The sequence below is a fragment of the Lachnospiraceae bacterium genome (assembly GCA_022794035.1).
Lineage (GTDB): Bacteria > Bacillota > Clostridia > Lachnospirales > Bianqueaceae > CALWPV01.
Window position 1 is genome coordinate 56,557 of record JAAWDX010000004.1, and the last position, 16,671, is coordinate 73,227.

General features: G+C 40.5%; 15 protein-coding genes. 12 read left to right on the plus strand and 3 right to left on the minus strand.

From position 1 onward, the window contains the following. Positions 1–11 precede the first annotated feature (11 nt). The 9 genes from nagA (at position 12) to HFE64_04235 (ending at position 10,879) form a co-directional block, all read left to right on the plus strand. Positions 12–1,199 carry an N-acetylglucosamine-6-phosphate deacetylase gene (nagA, locus tag HFE64_04195; GenBank protein MCI8632669.1) on the plus strand — a complete coding sequence of 396 codons (1,188 nt, stop codon included), beginning with the start codon at positions 12–14 and terminating at the stop codon, positions 1,197–1,199. Beyond that, positions 1,196–1,594: a large-conductance mechanosensitive channel protein MscL gene (mscL, locus tag HFE64_04200; GenBank protein MCI8632670.1), complete on the plus strand. Its 399-nt coding sequence runs from the start codon at positions 1,196–1,198 to the stop codon at positions 1,592–1,594. Before nagA ends, mscL begins: the two co-directional genes overlap by 4 nt. Next, entirely contained in the window at positions 1,591–2,610 is a 1,020-nt protein-coding gene (locus HFE64_04205; protein ID MCI8632671.1) for an asparaginase, read from the plus strand. The genes mscL and HFE64_04205 overlap by 4 nt, the downstream gene beginning before the upstream one ends. Before the next feature lie 3 nt (positions 2,611–2,613). After that, complete coding sequence (locus tag HFE64_04210) at positions 2,614–3,882, plus strand: glycoside hydrolase family 125 protein (GenBank protein MCI8632672.1); 1,269 nt, start codon at positions 2,614–2,616, stop codon at positions 3,880–3,882. Then, positions 3,882–5,489 (plus strand): DUF975 family protein, encoded by a 1,608-nt coding sequence (locus HFE64_04215; protein ID MCI8632673.1) that lies wholly within the window; start codon positions 3,882–3,884, stop codon positions 5,487–5,489. The genes HFE64_04210 and HFE64_04215 overlap by 1 nt, the downstream gene beginning before the upstream one ends. Positions 5,490–5,631: 142 nt before the next feature. After that, entirely contained in the window at positions 5,632–6,825 is a 1,194-nt protein-coding gene (locus HFE64_04220; protein MCI8632674.1) for a phosphoglycerate kinase, read from the plus strand. Between the two features lie 17 nt (positions 6,826–6,842). After that, positions 6,843–7,592: a triose-phosphate isomerase gene (locus HFE64_04225; protein ID MCI8632675.1), complete on the plus strand. Its 750-nt coding sequence runs from the start codon at positions 6,843–6,845 to the stop codon at positions 7,590–7,592. 85 nt (positions 7,593–7,677) lie between these two features. Beyond that, positions 7,678–8,973: an aminotransferase class I/II-fold pyridoxal phosphate-dependent enzyme gene (locus HFE64_04230; protein ID MCI8632676.1), complete on the plus strand. Its 1,296-nt coding sequence runs from the start codon at positions 7,678–7,680 to the stop codon at positions 8,971–8,973. A gap of 16 nt (positions 8,974–8,989) precedes the next feature. Next, the gene (locus HFE64_04235; protein MCI8632677.1) at positions 8,990–10,879 is read left to right on the plus strand and encodes an FAD-binding protein; all 1,890 of its coding nucleotides are present in this window, start codon (positions 8,990–8,992) and stop codon (positions 10,877–10,879) included. A 66-nt stretch (positions 10,880–10,945) separates the two neighbouring features. Here the strand turns inward: HFE64_04235 and HFE64_04240 are convergent, their stop codons facing one another. Next, positions 10,946–11,812: a YhfC family intramembrane metalloprotease gene (locus tag HFE64_04240; protein ID MCI8632678.1), complete on the minus strand. Its 867-nt coding sequence runs from the start codon at positions 11,810–11,812 to the stop codon at positions 10,946–10,948. A gap of 84 nt (positions 11,813–11,896) precedes the next feature. Next, a complete protein-coding gene (locus HFE64_04245) occupies positions 11,897–13,336 on the minus strand; it encodes a spore germination protein (protein MCI8632679.1) in 1,440 nt (479 codons plus the stop codon). A 241-nt stretch (positions 13,337–13,577) separates the two neighbouring features. On the opposite strand from HFE64_04245, the gene HFE64_04250 reads away from it, so the two are divergent. Continuing rightward, complete coding sequence (locus HFE64_04250) at positions 13,578–14,759, plus strand: ribose-phosphate pyrophosphokinase (GenBank protein MCI8632680.1); 1,182 nt, start codon at positions 13,578–13,580, stop codon at positions 14,757–14,759. Between the two features lie 68 nt (positions 14,760–14,827). Here the strand turns inward: HFE64_04250 and lexA are convergent, their stop codons facing one another. After that, complete coding sequence (lexA, locus tag HFE64_04255; GenBank protein MCI8632681.1) at positions 14,828–15,499, minus strand: transcriptional repressor LexA; 672 nt, start codon at positions 15,497–15,499, stop codon at positions 14,828–14,830. Positions 15,500–15,771: 272 nt separating this feature from the next. Here lexA and HFE64_04260 point away from each other — a divergent pair, with 272 nt between their 5' ends. Together HFE64_04260 and rplU are read left to right on the plus strand one after the other, a co-directional pair. Further along, the gene (locus HFE64_04260) at positions 15,772–16,128 is read left to right on the plus strand and encodes a LysM peptidoglycan-binding domain-containing protein (protein ID MCI8632682.1); all 357 of its coding nucleotides are present in this window, start codon (positions 15,772–15,774) and stop codon (positions 16,126–16,128) included. Between the two features lie 230 nt (positions 16,129–16,358). Then, positions 16,359–16,670, plus strand: coding sequence for a 50S ribosomal protein L21 (gene rplU / locus HFE64_04265; GenBank protein MCI8632683.1), 312 nt, complete (start codon positions 16,359–16,361; stop codon positions 16,668–16,670). Position 16,671 lies beyond the last annotated feature (1 nt).

The window sequence follows — 16,671 nt, forward strand, 5'->3', positions numbered from 1 at the left end:
GGGTGATTCATATGCGGTATCATATTTTCAATGTAAAGCTGGTACAAAACAGACAGATCGTGCCGGCAGAAATACTGGTAGAGCAAGAACGGATCGCTGCGGTTGCAGCGCCGGGAAGTCTGGGAGTTATCGAAGGGGCAGAGCGTATTGACGGACAAGGACGCTATGTGTCGCATGGGTTTATTGATATTCATACGCATGGCGGCGGCGGACATGATTATATGGATGGCTCTCAGGAGGCCTATGAAGGGGCGGCCAAACTGCATGCACGCTATGGAACCACAGGACTGGTGCCGACTACGCTTGCCGCTTCTAATGAGGAACTGATGGAGACCTTTCGGGTATATGATACTGTGCGTGACCAGAAGAAGGGCGCTCGTTTTCTGGGACTTCATCTGGAAGGACCTTATTTAAGTCCTGCGCAAAGCGGTGCACAGGACCCTCGCTATATCCGTAGACCGAAACGGGAGGAATATGCCGCGCTGATTGAGGCCTGTCCTTATATTATCCGTTGGACGATTGCACCGGAGATTCCGGGGGCCATGGAGATGGCGGAATATTTAAGAGAGCGGGCGGTTATGCCTTCGATGGGACATACAGATGCAACCTATGATGAGGTGGTAGAGGCGGTTCAGCATGGATTTAATCATGTCACACATCTGTATTCGGCAACATCGACCATTGTCAGAAAGGCTGGCTATCGCTATCCGGGCGTACTGGAAAGTGCTTATTTGCTGGGAGATCTGACCGTGGAGGTCATTGCAGACGGTATGCATCTGCCGGCCCCGCTTTTACAAATGGTATACCGCTTTATCGGGCCGGATAGAACCACGATGGTCACAGATTCAATGCGGGGAGCCGGAATGCCGGAAGGGGATAGCATTTTGGGCAGTCTTAAGAAAGGCCAGCATGTAATCATTGAGGATGGTATAGCGAAGATGCCGGATCGGCAGGCTTTTGCCGGATCGGTGGCGACAACAGACCGGTTGGTTAGAAACATGATACGGCTTGCAGATGTTCCTCTGGCGGTTGCAGTGGACATGCAGACCAGAACGGCTGCTCGTATTATTGGACAATCTCAAACGACAGGTATACTGGAAAAAGGGCGCCTGGCGGATCTGATTTTATTTGATGATGATATTCATGTCTCACTGACTATGGTGGGAGGAAATATTGTATTCAAAGGAGAAAACAAATGAAAAAATTTATAAAAGAATTTAAAGCATTTATTGCCAGAGGCAATGTGATGGATCTGGCTGTAGGGATGATTGTGGGGTCAGCTTTTACTGCTATTGTCAATTCATTGGTCAATGATATGGTAATGCCTTTTATTGGCTGGCTTATCGGCGGAATGGATTTTAGTAGTCTTAAGATTCAGCTCAATGAAGAAGCCGCTATCTATTATGGACAGTTTATTCAAAATATCATTAGCTTTTTGGCCATTTCCTTTGTCGTCTTTTGCATGATCAAAGCAATTAACCGCCTGCATGCTAAAAAAGAAGAAGAGAAGAAGCCAGAGGCACCGGCAGTTTCTGATGAGGTTAAGTTATTGACGGAAATTCGAGATCTATTAAAGGAAGCAGAAAAAGAATGAAAAAAATTTTGTTTATTGCGACCGGCGGTACAATTGCCTGTAAAACAACGGATAACGGATTAACGCCGTTAATGTCTTCGGAAGAGCTTTTAAGCTATGTCCCGGCGGCTAAGAATTTTTGTACGGTGGATGCGATTCAGATTATGAATATTGATAGTACGAATATGCATCCGGATTATTGGGTAGAAATGGCCAGAAAGGTAGAGGAGGAGTATGCGCATTATGATGGATTTGTAATCGCGCATGGAACCGATACGATGGCCTATACGGCAGCTGCGCTTTCCTATTTGATTCAAAATAGCGGGAAGCCGATCGTGATTACAGGCTCGCAACGGCCGATTGAAATGGATGTAACAGATGCCAAAACAAACCTCTTAGACAGCTTACGCTATGCATCATGGTCAAAGGCAAGCGGTGTCAATATTGTTTTTGGCGGAAAGGTAATTGCTGGTACACGGGCCAGAAAAATGAATACTAAAAGCTTCGATGCGTTTCAAAGCATTAACTTTCCTAATATTGCCGCTATTCAGGATAAGGGAATTGTACAGTACATTCAAAATCTCCCGGTACATACCTCGGCTCCTGTGTTTTATCATACAATGAATCCACGCGTATTTGCTTTTAAGTTGATTCCGGGAATGGATCCAAAGGTACTTACGATGATTGAGGATCAGTATGATGCTTTTGTATTAGAAAGCTATGGTGTCGGCGGAATTCCTGAGGGAGAAAAATATGATTTTCACTCTGTACTGGAATCATTAATTCAAAATGGAAAGACGGTGGTTTTATCGACGCAGGCAATTTATGAGGGAAGCGATATTACCGTATACCGCTCTGGGCATGTGGCAAAAGCCGAATTTGGTATTATGGAATCCTATGATATGACCATGGAAGCAACGGTAACCAAGCTGATGTGGATTCTCGGGCAAACTAATGATCAGGCGGAGATTCGCCGGTTATTTAATACGACGATTGCAAACGATATGTTATCTCAGGAATGGGAATGGGAGGAATAAAAAGTGCTGGAGCATATTTTAAATCAGGAAATAGAAGCGGTATGCAAACAGCTGGGTCCTGATACAAAGCTAGCAAAGCTATTTCGTAATTGCTATCCCAACACTCTTTCAACAACAACAAAACAAGGAAAGGATGGACGATACTTTGTTTTTACAGGTGATATCCCGGCAATGTGGTTAAGAGATTCTTCTGCACAGGTACGGCATTATTTGCCGCTTGCCAGTCATCATCCAGAGATAGCGGATGTGATCGAGGGACTTTGCCAGCAGCAAACATTTTGTATTTTAACGGATCCCTATGCCAATGCTTATAATGAGGAGCCTAATTGGAATTGCTATCGTATTGATCATACAGAAAGAAATGCTTATGTATATGAAAGAAAATACGAGGTAGATTCTCTGTGCTATCCCATTCAGCTGGCATATCTTTTCTGGAAGCAAACGGGAAGAACCGGGCATTTTACCGCAGATTTCCATAAGGCGTTGCAATGTATTATCGATTTGTGGGTCTGCGAACAGGATCATATGAGGCAGTCAGCGTATTCCTTTGAGCGGGATCAGTGTCCTCCTTCCGATACGCTTTTAAATGGGGGAAAAGGGACTCCTGTAGCCGTGACCGGGATGACTTGGTCCGGTTTTAGACCCAGTGATGATGCCTGTCAGTATGGGTATTTAGTACCATCTAATATGTTTGCTTGGGTCGTACTGGCATATGTTCAGGAGATAGCTAAAACACACTATCAGGATGATTCTTTGTGTCAAAAAGCAGAAAAGCTTTGCAGGGAAATCAAGAGCGGAATTGAGAAATATGCAGTTGTAGAGCATCCTGATTTTGGCCTTGTATATGCTTATGAGGTAGACGGCCTAGGAAATGTTAATTTGATGGATGATGCCAATGTCCCCAGCCTATTATCCATTCCTTATCTCGGATATACATCAGCTGAAGATCCAATTTATCAAAATACAAGACGGATGATTTTGAGTAAGGTAAATCCATATTATTATGAAGGAGCTGCTTTAAAAGGGATTGGCAGTCCGCATACACCACCTGAGTATGTTTGGCATATTGCACTTTCCATGCAGGGACTTACAACGACTGATGCAGCAGAAGCAAAAGAACTTTTAGAGCTGCTGGTGCAGACAGATGGTGATACTGGATATATGCACGAGGGTGTGTACGTGCAGGACCCAAAACAATTTACACGTGCTTGGTTTGCTTGGTCTAATTCTTTATTCAGTGAATTTGTTCTTCACTATTTGGAAATGACATGATGTACAAACGAAGGGATTTAAAAAGGCAGGCGCGAAAAGCTTTAAAAAGAAATTATTTTGCCGCCATAGGCGTTTGCTTTATTATGATGCTGTTCTTTGATCGTTACGGGATATCGAAGCAGGCCATCAGCAGCTATAATCCAACATATGAAACGCAAGAGCCGGTTGTAGAGCAAAATACATCTTCCGGACGTTTTGCAATGTGGGATACTATATTGAATGATATCTCCCATCGAGTAGACCAAAAAAGGGAAGAAGATCCTGGCTATGCGACAAAGGGAGTATTAAGTACGCTTTTAAATCATCTTACCCAAAAAACGGGGCCTATTTTTAAAATTATCGGATCCGTAGATAGCTTTATTCGGCATCATATTTCAGAAGGTATTTCTTTTTTAATTAGTATGATGCTCAGTATTCTGACGACAATATTTATCATCAAATTGATACAGATTGGTGAGAAAAGATTCTTTCTTGAGTCAAGGTTATATTCCGATACACAAATTCGTAGAATTGTATATTTATTTAAAAACCCAAAAATTCTTCGACCAGCTTACATAGTATTTTTAACACAGCTTAAGCTGTTTCTTTGGATGCTGACAATTGTTATGTATCCAATTAAATATTATGAATATGCCATGATCTCTTATATTGTAGCAGAAAATCCATCGGCTTCGCCGAAGGCCGTCTTTCAATTGTCTAAGCAGATGATGAAGGGAAATAAGTGGAAGCTCTTCTGTCTGGATCTTTCTTATTGGTACTGGCATTTACTTAATTTTTTGTCCTTTGGCCTAGTGGGAATCCTATTTGTTAATCCTTATCGCATTGCGACTGAAACGGAAGTGTATATTACCTTGCGCAATCAGGCCATTGCAGAAAAATATGAATATTATGAGGTGTTATGTGATTCTTATCTGATTCAGAAGCCGTATGCGGCAAGAGAGGATGACGAACCGGACCTGTATCCGGGTTTATTCGAGGAGTTTAAGGATAAACAGAAAATCGGAACACAGCTGCTTCAGAATTATAACCGTTCCTATGCCATACATACATATATTTTGCTGTTTTTTAGTTTTTCAATGATTGGCTGGCTATGGGAGGTAGGCATCCACTTAATAGAAGATGGGCAGTTTGTAAACAGAGGAGTATTACTTGGTCCATGGCTGCCGATTTATGGAAGCGGCGGCGTTATTATCGTGTTTTTATTACGTAAAATGGGGAAGTGGCCAGTACTGGCATTTCTTAGCAGCATGCTGCTGTGCAGCCTTGTTGAATATTTCACTAGCTGGATGCTGGAAATAAGTAAAGGGGCTAAATGGTGGGACTATAGCGGCTATTTATTTAATTTGAATGGGCGGATTTGCTTAGAGGGGGCTTTAGTGTTCGGAATGGGCGGCTGTCTTTTCATTTATTTCTTAGCTCCTTGGTTAGACGATTTATATAAAAAGATCTCAGTCAGATTACAATGGCTAATTTGTCTTCTACTATTAGCATTATTTATGATGGATTCTATTTATTCTCATTTTTATCCTAATATGGGGGAAGGCATTACAGACTATGATGCGGCATATACGCTGCAGAATATAGCAGTAGGTCATGAAAGATCCTAGTTAAATTTTTCACAAATTCTTTATCTGCCTCGAAAAATGCCTTGCATTTTCATGGTAGATGATTTAAAATAGGCATAGTGGATAAGTTTGGAATATTTGTCTAAACTACTAGCTAACTTCAATTGAAAGGGGTTCACCTGATATGCTGAACAAAAAATCTGTAGATGATATTAATGTAAAGGGTAAAAAAGTTCTTGTGCGCTGCGACTTCAACGTACCGCTGCAGGATGGAAAAATTACCGATGAGAATCGTCTGGTTGCTGCACTGCCTACGATTAAAAAGCTGATCAATGATGGCGGCAGAGTCATTCTGTGCTCCCATTTGGGCAAGCCAAAAGGAGAGCCAAAACCAGAGCTTTCGTTAGCACCAGTTGCTGCGCGTTTAACAGAGCTGTTAAATCAGGAAGTTAAGTTCGCTGCAGATCCTGAGGTTGTTGGCCCTAATGCTAAGGCTGCTGTAGAGGCTATGAAAGATGGCGAGGTAATTTTATTAGAAAATACCCGATATCGTGCAGAAGAAACCAAAAACGGAGAGGCTTTCAGCAAAGAGCTGGCTTCCATCTGTGATGTATTCGTCAATGATGCGTTTGGTACCGCACATCGTGCACACTGCTCCAATGTTGGTGTTACTGAGTTCGTAGACACCGCAGTAGTAGGCTACCTGATGCAAAAGGAAATTGACTTCTTAGGCAATGCCGTTAATAATCCGGAGAGACCCTTTGTAGCAATCTTAGGCGGAGCTAAAGTTTCCAGCAAAATTTCCGTAATTGAGAATCTGCTGGATAAAGTAGATGTCTTGATCATTGGCGGCGGTATGTCTTATACGTTTTCAAAATCTTTGGGCGGTCATATCGGTAACTCTCTGTGCGAAGATGATTATTTAGAGTATGCACAGAAAATGTTGAAGAAAGCAGAAGAAAAGGGCGTTAAATTATTGCTGCCTGTGGATAATCGAATTGGAGATGACTTCTCCAACGATTGTAATATACAGGTTGTTAAACGAGGAGAAATTCCGGATGGTTGGGAAGGTCTGGATATTGGTCCCGAAACAGAAAAATTATTTGCCGAAGCAGTCAAGGACGCTAAAACGGTTGTTTGGAATGGTCCGATGGGATGTTTTGAAATGTCCAATTTTGCTAATGGCACCAAGGCTGTTGCTGCGGCTTTAGCAGAGACGGATGCTACCACCATCATCGGCGGCGGAGATTCTGCAGCTGCTGTAAATATTTTGGGATATGGCGATAAAATGACGCATATTTCAACAGGTGGCGGCGCTTCTTTAGAGTTTCTTGAAGGCAAGGAACTGCCGGGCGTAGCAGCTGCTAACGATCGTTAATCAGGAGGATACAAATTATTATGCGTAAGAGAATTGTTGCCGGAAACTGGAAGATGAACAAAACTCCTGTACAGACAAAGGAGTTAATTGAGACGCTTAAACCTCTGATTGGATCTGAGGAAAAGACAGAAGTTGTATTTTGTCCTCCTTATATTTGCTTGACAACGGCAGTAGAGGCTGTTAAAGGAACCAATATTAAAATTGGCGCTCAGAACATGTATTATGAAGAAAGTGGAGCGTTTACAGGAGAGGTTGCTCCTAATATGCTGAAAGAAGCCGGCTGCGACTATGTCATTTTGGGTCATTCTGAACGCCGCGGCTATTTTGGTGAAACGGATGAGCTCATAAATAAAAAAGTTTTAAAGGCATTTGAACATGATTTGATTCCTATCATCTGTGTGGGCGAGACTTTGGAGCAGAGAGAGCAGGGAATCACAGAAGATTTGGTTCGCCTTCAAACAAAGATTGCCTTGAAGGATGTTCCTGCATCTGATGCAGAAAAGGCCGTTATTGCTTATGAACCCATCTGGGCTATCGGCACTGGAAAAACAGCAACTAACGAACAGGCACAGGAGGTTTGCGGAGCTATCCGTAAGGTGCTTTGTGAGGTTTATGGTAAAGAAACAGCTGAAAAGATTCGCATTCAATATGGTGGTAGTGTAAATGCCGGAAACGCGGCAGATTTATTTGCTATGCCAGATATTGATGGCGGCTTAGTAGGCGGTGCTAGCCTGAAGGCTGATTTTGCAGATATTGTAAAAGCATAAATAAAAGCTGCATAGAAGCCATATCCTTTAACGATATGGCTTCTTTTCATATCATATTTATAAGAATTCTAAAGGAGAGCAATATATGAAGTATACAGAAATGACTATACCGCAGCTACAATCGTTAAAAACAAAATTAAATCTCGAATACGCTGCGTTACAGGCTAAGCAGCTAAAATTAGATATGTCCAGAGGAAAACCTGGAAATGCACAGCTTGATCTGTCAATGGGAATGTTATCGGTTCTATCAACAGCTGAAGACTTGATCAGTGAGGAAGGCATTGATTGTCGTAATTACGGTGTTTTAGAAGGGCTTTTAGAAGCGCGGCGTTTGATCGCAGAGCTTACCGATGCTAGACCGGAGCAGGTCTTTATTGCTGGAAATGCAAGTCTTAACCTCATGTATACTATGATTGCCAATGCTTGGATTTATGGAGTCAATCGATACACACCTTGGGGACTGCAGGGAAAACCCTGCAAACAAGGAACCATTAAGTTTTTATGTCCGGTTCCCGGATATGATCGTCATTTTAAAATCACAGAAAGCTTTGGAATTGAGATGATCAATATTCCGATGACCCCTGAGGGTCCTGATATGAATTTAGTGGAGAGATATGTGGAGCAGGACCCCTCTGTAAAAGGAATTTGGTGTGTTCCCAAATATTCGAATCCTGATGGATATAGCTATAGTGATACAGTTGTTCGCCGAATGGCATGCTTAAAACCGGCGGCTCCTGATTTTCGCATCTTTTGGGATAATGCATATATCATTCATCATCTTGATTTTGAGGATCAGGATCATATTCTGAACATTTTAGAGGAGTGTGCTAAAGCAGGAAATCCTGATATGGTATACGAGTTTGTATCAACTTCTAAAATGGTTTTTCCCGGAAATGGAATTGCGGCTTTGATTAGTTCTGATGCTAATATTGCTGATATGAAGCGTTTGATGGCATCCGAAACGATTGGATATGACAAAATCATGCAATTAAAGCATGTCAAGTTCTTTAAGAACTTAGCCGGAATAGAAGCACATATGAAAAAGCATGCTGCGCTGCTTAAACCGCGTTTTGAAACGATATTTTCTCTTTTTAAAGAATTGGGCGAACTTGGTATAGCTCGCTGGACGACACCTAAGGGCGGATATTTTGTCTCTTTATATACGATGGAAGGGTGTGCTAAGCGTGTGGTTACGCTTTGTAAAGAAGCTGGAGTGATTTTAACAGGGGCGGGCGCTGCTTATCCGTATGGGAAAGACGCACAGGATTCTCATATTAGAATCGCGCCAACCTATCCCTCTAGCGAGGAGCTGAGAGAGGCATGCGAGGTGTTGATTCTTTGTGTTAAGCTAGCCTCTGTAGAAAAATTGCTACAAGAATAAAAGGGAGTACTATCCAATGATATGTGATTCTGTATTTATGGAAGGCGCCATGACGAAGGTATATTCTCTAAATACTATAATTGTTGGAGGAGGAATTGCCGGACTCAATGCTGCATTGAATTTATATGAGCATGGTCAAACGGATATTGCTATTTTAATTGATTCAGCTGCAGGCAGTACAAGTCGCTATGCCTGCAGTGATCAGCAGGCCTATTATAAATTAGCTTCTTTATCGAATGATTCAGACTCTCCTTATCGGATGGCTAAGGCGCTGCAAAGCAGCAATAGCAGCGATGGAGATATCGCTTTAGTAGAGGCTTCTTTATCGCTTAAATGCTTTTATCGTTTAACAGAATTGGGGCTTGCGTTTCCGCAAAACCAATATGGCGAATATATCGGAACGAAGGCCGGCCAGGACAGCGCCCGCCGCTGTATCAGCTGCGGTCCTAATACAACAGCCCAAATTCATCAAGCTTTAGAGCGTGAAGTGAAAAAGAGGGAGATTCCTATTTTTTACGGATATCAGCTGGTAAGAATCTTTACCGATGTCGACCAAAAAGAAGTAATTGGCCTCTTAGCTTTAAATTATGAAGGAGTTAGGGAACGTCATCAGCGGTACCTTCTTTTTAATACTACGAATGTGATCTTAGCAACTGGTGGACCTGGCGGATTATTCCATAATGAAGCGTATCCGGCTGCTCATACTGGCTGTTTAGGAATGGCATTAGAGGCAGGAGCTAAAGCAGTCAATCTAACAGAGTTTCAATATGGTATATGTGCCGCTTCCTTTTCTCTAACAATGAACGGCGCATACCAAGAAGCAATTCCGCGGTACATTTCAGTAGATGCGGAAGGAAATCATGAAAGTGAATTTTTGCTTTCGTATTTTGATGATCTGGAAAAGCTTTATTCGTTGATCCGCCTAAAAGGAACACAATGGGCATTTGATGCTAAAAAGGTGCGTGAGGATGGAACTTCACTGCTCGATCTCTTGATCTATCACGAGATATCAATGAAGGGGCGGCGGGTTTTTATGGATTATCGGGCAAATCCGAAAGGATATGTGGATCCATTAACGCCGGCACAAAGGCTGCAAAAATTGAGCCCTGCTGCTTATCAAATTTTATTGGAACAGGGAATCAATCCAGTGAACACGCCTGTTGAAGTGTGTACGGCCATAATGCATCATAATGGAGGCTTAGCAGTAGATTTTAATTGGGAAAGCACACTTAAGCATCTATTTCCCATTGGGGAAGCTGCTGGTACACATGGCTTTTTTGTACCTATGGGGGCATCCATAAATGAAACACAGGTATCAGGGCTTAGAGCTGCCAGTTATATTGCATCTCAATATCAAAGAGATCCTATGGATATTCATGCCTTTGTCGAAAGGATACGGGAAGCTTATCATCAGAGAATTGAGATGACAGAAGCATTTATTTCTGAGCTGCAGCGTAAGCAGGAGGATCAGGCAATTAGCATTCGCAGTGTACGGACGGAGATTGGAAAACGAATGGATAAAGCCTGTGGACTCTTTCGGGATGCTTCTCGTATTGCTTATGAGCTTAAAACAGCTAAAGAAAGCTTGCGTCAATTACCTTTCTTTTTTAAACCCTATGCCATGCTGGATCTTTCTTTATTTTTTAAAAATTATGATTTACTCATATGCCAAATTGCTTTTTTGAGCGCAATGCTTAATTATGATCATGCCGGTGGGCAAAGCAGAGGATCTTATTTATTATACCACCCCAAAGGAAGCTTGCCTCATCCTAAGCTAGAAGAAATGTTTCGATTTTCTGTTACGGGTTCCGTTTTCTCGGGGAAATTACAGGAAGTTACATATCAGCCAGATTCGATGGAATGTGAGATAGCATGGAGGCCTATACGGCCCATCCCCAAAAGTTGATAAACTATAAAAAAGAGAGGGTATCCTATGATTGTCAGGATACCCTCTTAGATTTCATACAATTCATCATTCTTCTGTATTTTCAGTTAGCGATTGAACGCTTACTACATTACCTCCAGCCGCTTTAAGACGCTGTTTATATTCCTGTTTCTTTTTCAGAAGATCCATCTGCTTTGTCTTATACCATTTCCAGTATAAGATAAAAATAGCTATGGATATGCCGGCAACAACGATATTAGCAGCTAAATACCACATATTCCCGCCAAGTGTAAGGCTAAGATTAAGCAGTGTTAATAATACTAAATGGCCTCCCAGTGCCAACCAGAAAAATCCTTTATTCTTTCGTTTGATAGCATGAAACAAGAAAATGCAAAGCACGGCAGTCATGATAGAAAGCACAAAAACAGCTAGCATTTGAAGATAAAAAGAACTGATTCCGTTTAAATCAAGCTCAGCAGCGTATTCTTGCAGAGTCTCTAATGAAAGATTTTCTGTAACCATTTCATTTAAACGTCCTTCTAATGACATAGAAGCAATTCTAGCATAGCTAACGGAACTGGTAGAAAGCATTAATGCATTACCAAGCCAATAAGAAATGCCGATTGCAATCGCATCGTAAATACGAATTTGGCTTTTTAGTACTAGCTTCATTACAAGATAGAGTGTTACATTCTGTAATACTACATTTAATAACATGTTAATAATATTATACAGCGTTTCATGTGACTTCCAAAAATCAATTGTTAGTCCCACGGAAGACATGAGCATGCTAAACATCCCCATTAAAATATTAGTAGCCAGGAAATAGCTTCCGATACCGCTAATTACAGAAGAAATGCGATATTTATGCGTTTTACGAAGAAAAATTAAAACTAATATCGGCAGTAGGATTTCCACACCGCCAATGATATAGAGTTGCATAGAAATACTCATAGGAACCTCCTAATAATAAACAAAGTGAAAACATATGTTTATCATTATACACGAACTTTTTGTTTTTGTACAGGGGAAAAGCTCCTATTTTACTGGTTTTTCTTGCGTTTCCTTTTTTTGACGCTTGACCTCAATGATTGGTTTTCGAACTAAGATATTAGATAAGGCTTTGCCATCAAAAGGAATGAGCGGCCAGGTATAACGAAGCCCGCTAAAGGATTTAGTTGTATAAAGAACCAAAAAAAGAATAGCGATGCTAGCAATATATCCGACTAAACTGAACAAGCCTGTCATAATGAGAATAAACATTCGGTAGATACGAATTCCCATTCCAAATTCAATACTAGGAACGGCATAGGTAGCTAATGAAGATATTGCCATAAAAAATACTGTATGAGGCGTAAGCAAATTAATTTCAATAGCATATTCACCTAATATTAGTCCCCCAATAATACTCATAGCGGTACTAAGGCTGGAAGGGGTATGAATAGAAGCCATACGAAGAATCTCCAAATTAAGCTCGACAAGAAGTAACTGAATAAAGAGAGGAAAAACCACTTCTACCTGTGGCAGAAGAAACTGGAGCCATTCGGGAGTTGCAGAAGGATTTTCTGCGATCAAGAGCCATGTTGGCGTAAAAAATAAAGAAATTAAAATAGCGGCAAATCGAATCCATCGAATAAAGGTACCTACCAGAGGATTTTGATAATAATCCTCTGAATGCTGTGTAAAATGAAAAAGTGTAGCAGGAAACAGCATTACGGAAGGAGAATTATCGACAAAAAGAGCAACGTGACCTTCTAAAAGATGGGCGGATACAACGTCAGGACGTTCTGTAAATTTGGCTTGAGGAAAAGGATTATACCAACGTTTTTTAATCATTAATTCTTCTAAAGTTTTTTCCCCCATAACAAGTGCTTCCGTATCCAGAGTGGAAATCGTCTGTGTAATGTGCTGGACTAATTTAGGGTCTGCAACACCTTGAATATAGCCAACTGCCACGTCTGTATGCGAACGCGTGCCTACTTCCTTTATTTCGTAGACTAGCTTAGGATCTCGGATTCTTCTGCGCACTAATGCGGTATTAAAAACTAACGTTTCGACCATGCCATCTCTTGCACCGCGAGTGACTTTTTCTAAATCGGGTTCTTCAGGACTGCGTGTAGGATATTCACGCATATCTAGAATCATAGCCTCTTCAAAACCATCGATGACGAGAATTGTAAAACCGGATAAGATACTGGTTATAAGTTTATCAAAAGATCTTTCCTTTGTTACTTCGCTATTGCCAAGCTGAATCTTTAAAAAGCTTTCTAGCGAATCAACACCTTTTGTTTCTTCATCACCTTGAAAATGCTGAAAAAGCCGTAGAACAAGACTGGAATCAATCAAGCCGTTAATAAGGATATAGTATGCCTTATGTGCTCCAATCGTAATTTCTCTCGCAATTAAATCAAAGCTTTTTTCAATTGGAAGCCTGTTTTTAAATTCTCGGATATTTTTTTCTAATTCATTCGATATGATATCTTGCTGCGTAGAATTTTTATTCACTGCCCGACACCTCCATTTTTGCTATAGCTTGTACATTTTTACCTTTATTTATGTAATCAAAACCAGAGTTTTAGGCATCTTGCAGTTTCTTTCAAAAAGCAACAAATTTACTTTTCTTTCTTTTTTTTATATGATATAATCAAAATACAGGGCAATTAAAAGAGCCCCTTAGGGTTATTTGTAAAGTAAACATTTTAGAAAGAGAGGATTTTATATGCCTTTTTCAACGACTGTTGATCATGTGAAACATCCACAGGTAGCTACTTTAGGTCTTATGGCTTTAGACAGTGCCAATGAATTAGGGAAAAAAGTCGATGAACATTTAAGGGAGCTTTATCACAATCAGGAGGATAGCTGTCAAAACGGTGAATCTTCTTTCTTAATTCCTTGTTCTTGTCCCAGGTTTCAAAATGGAGATGCTAAAGGAATTATTCATCAATCAGTAAGAGGCGTTGATTTATATCTTCTTACAGATGTAGGAAATTACAACTGTACATATAAAATGTTTGGAGAAGAAGTACATATGTCTCCAGATGATCATTTTGCAGATCTAAAACGTGCAATTCAGGCAATTAGCGGAAAAGCCTATCGAATTACAGTCATCATGCCTAATATGTATGGTGCTCGTCAGCATCGCCGCAGCTACAGAGAATCTCTTGACTGTGCCGTTGCACTTCAGGAGCTGCAGAATATGGGAGTTTCTTCTATTTTGACTTTTGATGCACATGATCCAAGAGTTCAAAATGCAGTACCGCTCATGGGGTTTGATAATGTGATGCCTTCCTATCAGGTATTAAAAGCACTTTTGCAGCATGTGCCTGATATTCAATTAGATAAAGATTCTTTTATGGTGGTAAGTCCTGATGAAGGAGCCATTTCTCGAAATGTTTACTATGCATCTGTTATCGGAGTAGATATGGGGATGTATTATAAACGCCGTGATTATTCGCGGATTGTGAATGGAAGAAACCCAATTGTTGCACATGAGTTTTTAGGTAGTGACATTAATGGAAAAGATGTGCTAGTCTATGATGATATGATTGCCTCAGGGGATTCTATGTTGGATATTGCTTATGATCTTAAGCGAAGAGGAGCTAGAAGAGTATTTGCTGGCTGTACATATGGATTATTTACGGAAGGTTTAGATCGGTTCCATGAGGCAGTAGAACGTGGTGTTCTTTCTGGTGTCCTTTCCACTAATCTTACATATCGTAAACCGGAGCTTTTAGCGGCTCCTTGGTATTATGAAGTTGATGTTTCTAAATATGTTGCGTATTTCATTGCATCGATGAATCATAATATGTCTGTCAATAGTCTATTGGATCCTCATCAAAAAATTAAAGATTTGATCGATGGACATAGAAAAGGGCAGTTAGAACAAATGAATTTATTTTAACCTAAAAGTAAAAAGGAGGTTTTCCCTTTAAAGTGGGAAAACCTCCTTTTTTAGTTAATGATAAAATACTACATAATAGAGCGGAAGAGACCGATCACTTTTCCTAATATAATACAGTCTTTTACTAAGATAGGATCCATATGATCATTTTCTGGCTGCAGGCGAATATAATCCTTTTCTTTATAAAATGTTTTTACTGTAACACTATCCCCTAAAAGGGCAACAACCTTATCATGATTGACCGCTGTATTTTGTTTACGGATTAAAATTAAATCATTTTCATAAATACCAACATTGATCATACTTTCTCCCTGTACGCGTAGCATAAAACACTCAGAATTATGTGTAAAATCTACAGGGATCGGAAAGTAATCTTCAATATTTTCAACGGCAAGAATGGGCTCGCCTGCACGTACACGTCCTAAAATCGGAACTGCGATTAGTTCAGGACCTTGCACAGGGTTTTGAAAGGCAACTACGCGCTCTGAGGGAATAAAAGATTGACCGGATAAGGAATCTTCTTTTTCAGGACGACGGCAAATTTCGATAGCTCTTGTTTTGGCGGGATCTCTTCTAATATATCCCTTTTCCTCCAGCCGCGTTAAATGACCATGCACCGTAGAAGTGGAGCGGAGCCCTACAGCTTCGCAGATTTCTCTGACGGAAGGGGGATAGGCCTTTACTTCCTGTCGACGAATGATGTATTCCAAAATTTCTCTTTGTTTTTTAGAAATGCTCATATAATAATTTCTCCTCATTTAGTATATATTCCGCTCGTTCTTTACTGAACACTCGTTTGACTTACAGCAAGCAGAATCCAGTGATACCGTAATTGACGAGAGTATGTCAGCTATTTATTATGCTTATTATATCATGGAAAATGGGCGTTGTCAAACGAGCGTTCGTAAAATGTTTTTTTGAATTTTCAGCTTGACAAGAAAAGATGTTCGTGTTATGATAAGAACATTCAATCGATAGAACATTTTTTCGCATGTAGGGAAAGGAGGATCTTATGGTTTACAGTATATATAAACAGCGAGCACTTCGCCAGAGAAAAATCAATCGTCAGTATCGTCAGCTAGTGTTATTTCTTTGTGGTATTATCACTTTGCTATTGGTTTTATTAATTTTTACACGTAGCAATCCAGCTAAAGCAGAGGATTGGGTGGTTGAAACATATCAAAGTGTTATTATACAGCCGGGAGATAGCCTATGGGATTTAGCCGAGGCGCACCGTCAGCCCAATATGGCAATTCAGGATTATATAAAAGAAGTGCGACAAATTAATCACATAAAAACAGACGAACTAGTGTCCGGAGAATATTTGATCTTACCCATTTATACGTATGATTCTCCTATAGAAAATTAGCAGATTTCTTTATTTTGGAATATGGGGGAGAAGCTCTCATACCTATTTTCCCGTTTTAGGTATGAGAGCCTTTCATTTTCTAGAACCGCCTGATAAATTCAGGAAAATAGAGGCTTTTGCTTGACATGAAGGAAATTCTATGATACACTCCAATAGTTGCCGCACGAAGAGGTTTTAAATTCCTTATGGATACCACATTCGGCGAGTTTATATGAGAAGGAGGTGCTCGGATGTACGCTGTCATTGAAACAGGTGGGAAACAGTACCGGGTACAAGAAGGAGACGTTATCTCTGTTGAGAAGTTAGGCTTAATCGAGGGCGAGATCTATGATTTTGACAAGGTATTACTGATCGCAGATGAGGCCGGTATCAAAACAGGAAGCCCTTATGTAGCTGGTGCTAGTGTAAAAGCTACTGTAATCACGGAAGGACGCGGTAAAAAAATCTATGTTTACAAGTATAAGTCCAAAAAGACTTATCATAAGAAAACAGGTCATAGACAGTATTTTACCAAAGTGCAGATCAATGCGATCAATGCTTAAT